Origin of the sequence: Morganella sp. HMSC11D09 (genome assembly GCF_001807955.1) — a bacterium.
In the GTDB taxonomy this organism is placed as follows: Bacteria; Pseudomonadota; Gammaproteobacteria; order Enterobacterales; family Enterobacteriaceae; genus Morganella; species Morganella morganii.
Map to the genome: position 1 here is coordinate 4284 of NZ_KV791640.1, position 283 is coordinate 4566.

The window sequence follows — 283 nt, forward strand, 5'->3', positions numbered from 1 at the left end:
AGCCGACATTCTGGCATGGTGTGAAGGTGATGACCTGCGTGAGCTCGGGTTTGACCCGTGGAGCGCGGTGCAGTTCTCACGCCGCCTGGCGGAAGAGGGGATTCCGCTGGTGGAAGTGGCGCAGACGGTAAAAAACATGTCTGAATCCATGAAAACAGTACAGGCCGATGTATATTCCGGCAAATTTCACCATGACCACAACCCGATGATGTCCTGGATGATGTCGAATGTGACCGTAAAACCGGATAAAAACGACAACATTTTCCCGAACAAATCGACACCG

1 protein-coding gene is annotated in these 283 nt (G+C 52.3%); it reads left to right on the top strand.

Annotation, left to right across the window (positions count from 1 at the left end):
- The coding region (locus HMPREF3119_RS18575) for a terminase TerL endonuclease subunit (RefSeq protein ID WP_246829219.1) at positions 1 to 283 on the top strand (283 nt) is incomplete at both ends.